Origin of the sequence: Pseudomonas sp. (genome assembly GCF_049645325.1) — a bacterium.
Taxonomy (GTDB): domain Bacteria; phylum Pseudomonadota; class Gammaproteobacteria; order Pseudomonadales; family Pseudomonadaceae; genus Aquipseudomonas.
Genome location: NZ_JBARTQ010000605.1, coordinates 1 through 2,477, shown reverse-complemented (window position 1 = coordinate 2,477; position 2,477 = coordinate 1). Strand labels below are relative to the sequence as shown.

3 protein-coding genes are annotated in these 2,477 nt (G+C 60.4%); 2 read left to right on the top strand and 1 reads right to left on the bottom strand.

Features of this window, described 5'->3' with window-relative positions:
• Positions 1 to 354, bottom strand: a 354-nt coding sequence (locus WBB95_RS25410; protein WP_424490080.1) for a glutathione S-transferase N-terminal domain-containing protein, incomplete at its 3' end; no start/stop codon positions are given.
• Between the two features lie 251 nt (positions 355 to 605).
• Between WBB95_RS25410 and WBB95_RS25405 the strand changes: the two genes are divergently transcribed.
• Positions 606 to 1,307, top strand: coding sequence for a histidine phosphatase family protein (locus WBB95_RS25405; protein ID WP_424490079.1), 702 nt, complete (start codon positions 606 to 608; stop codon positions 1,305 to 1,307).
• A gap of 58 nt (positions 1,308 to 1,365) precedes the next feature.
• Positions 1,366 to 2,421: a permease gene (locus WBB95_RS25400; protein ID WP_424490078.1), complete on the top strand. Its 1,056-nt coding sequence runs from the start codon at positions 1,366 to 1,368 to the stop codon at positions 2,419 to 2,421.
• Positions 2,422 to 2,477: the final 56 nt, after the last annotated feature.

Here is a 2,477-nt window from a genome sequence, read left to right as displayed (position 1 = left end):
CCACTGAAGGGTTTCATAGCGGGTGGCCGGGTCTTCGGACAGCAACTGGCTGGTTTTTTCCGCGAGGTAAATCAGGATCGCCCCGGACTCGAACAACGCCAGCGGCTGACCGCTTGGGTCATTAGGGTCGATGATTGCGGGGATTTTATTGTTGGGGTTCAGCGACAGAAATTCCGGGGACAACTGGTCCTGGGTTTCAAAGCTGACCTTGTGCGCCTCATAGGGCAGGCCCAGCTCTTCAAGCATGATCGACACTTTGACGCCGTTGGGCGTGGGCAACGAGTACAGTTGCAAACGCTCCGGGTGCTGGGCAGGCCATTTGCTGTTGATCGGGAAAGCGGCGAGTGCGTTCATCGGAAAGTCCCTCGGCGGAAAGTCCCCATAATAGCCACCTGCCCGGCGTCCTGCATGGTTCATCATTGCGCAACATTGGCACGCTAATCTGCCGCGCAGGCGAACCAAAATGCCGATGTGCACTCTTAAGTGCGCCATTACGGTGAAGGAGACACCCAGTTACAACGACATGGAAAACCACAGGATGCCGGATGCATCGCTGGGGCCGGGCTTGTCCGCCTTAATCCGAAGCACGAAGACTCGAACCTATAATGACAATCAAGCCTCTGTGCCTTGCGCAACGACTCAAACGCTATTCGTACATCATGCTGCCGGTGCTGCTGGCTGGCGGTGCAATCGGCCTGACCCTGGAGTCGCGCATCAGCAGCGCGGGCCCCGTGGACGGTGTGCAAACCCTGGTTTTCCTGCGCCACGGCGAAAAACCTGCCGGCGGCCTGGGCCAGCTCAATTGCCAGGGCCTTAACCGCGCGATGAACCTGGCCACCGTATTGCCGGAAAAATTCGGCAAGGCCAATTACGTGTTTGCTGCGAACCCGACACGCAATGTCGAGGAAGGCGAGAAGGACAACTCCTACAGCTACATTCGCCCGCTGATGACCATCAGCCCCAGCGCAATCAAGCTCGGCCTGCCGGTAAACATCAAGTTTTCTGCCAACGACACCAGCGCCCTCGCCGACGAGCTGGTGGAAGACAAGTACCACAACGCGGTCATCTACACCGCCTGGTCCCACGGCTACCTGCCGGAGTTGATCAACAAAGTGGCGAGCGAAGCATCAGGCGAAAAGCACGTTATTACCGAAGATTGGTCGGGCAGTGACTTTGACACGCTGTATGTGCTGACGCTGACCTGGCACAACGGCAAGGCGTCGCTGCTCAGCCGCAACTACAAGCAAGGCCTGGATAACGGCCAGCAGACATGCCCGGACGCAACGCAGGTCAGCGCAGATATCTGAAGCCTGAACGGTACAGGCGTATGATGCTCCGCTATTGAATCATCTGCGGACCTGCACCATGCCCAACCTCATCTCCACCCAGCCCAACCGGGGCTGGTCGTTCTGGTGGAAGCCAGCGTTATTTCTGCTGGTGGCCTGCGTCGGCCTCTACTACGTGAAGTGGTCGCCCTACTACCTCAAGGCGTTCGTGGCGGCAGATAACCACAGCATCGGCGCCTCGATTCTCAATGACCAGCAAACCGCGCCCCTGACGGCCGCACTGGCCTATGCCCAGGTGTATTTCCTGGCGATCTGGAAGGCTGCTGTGCTGGCGGTGATTTTGGGGTCGCTGCTGCAAGTGCTGATTCCCCGCGACTGGTTGCTGCGCCTGTTTGGCCGCGCCGGCCTGGGTTCAACCTTACGTGGCGGGCTGTTCGCCTTGCCAGGAATGATGTGCAGTTGCTGCGCGGCCCCCGTAGCGGCGGGCATGCGTCGTCAGCACGTGTCGGTGGGCGCGGCACTCGCGTTCTGGATCGCCAACCCGGTGCTGAACCCCGCAACCCTGGTATTCATGGGCTTCGTGCTCGGCTGGGGTTTTACCGCCCTGAGGCTAGTGGCGGGAATTGTGCTGGTGGTGGGCGTGTCCCTAGTGGCACAACGGATTGCTCGCCCAGACCAAGTGCCCGAAGCAGCGCTGGACGCAGTGGCGGACGTCAGCCAGGTCGAATCACAACCGTTCCTGAGCCGTTGGTTGCGCACGCTGTGGCAGTTGTTCTGGAGCACGATCCCGGTCTACATCCTCGCCGTACTGGTACTGGGCGCAGCACGGGTGTGGCTGTTCCCGCATGTCGACGGCGCCATGGCTAATAGCCTGCTGTGGCTGGTGCCACTGGCGATCGTCGGTACGCTGTTCGTGATTCCTACCGCCGCCGAGATCCCTATCGTACAAACCATGATGACGCTGGGCATGGGCAGCGGTCCGGCCGTGGCCTTGCTGATGACCCTGCCCAGCGTGAGCCTGCCGTCGCTGCTGATGCTGCGCAAGGATTTCGATGCACGGGTGCTGGTGACGGTGGCCGGGCTGACCATGCTGGTGGGTGTGGTGTGTGGGTTGATTGGGGCGGTGGTCCTTTAGATTCATGGTGAGGCTGAGGGCCCTTTCGCGAGCAAGCCCGCTCCCACTTTTGACCG

Bases quoted from the DNA above. Each gene is read 5' to 3' on its own strand.
- WBB95_RS25405 (WP_424490079.1), top strand. From the start codon at position 606: ATGACAATCAAGCCTCTGTGCCTTGCGCAACGACTCAAACGCTATTCG.
- WBB95_RS25400 (WP_424490078.1), top strand. From the start codon at position 1,366: ATGCCCAACCTCATCTCCACCCAGCCCAACCGGGGCTGGTCGTTCTGG.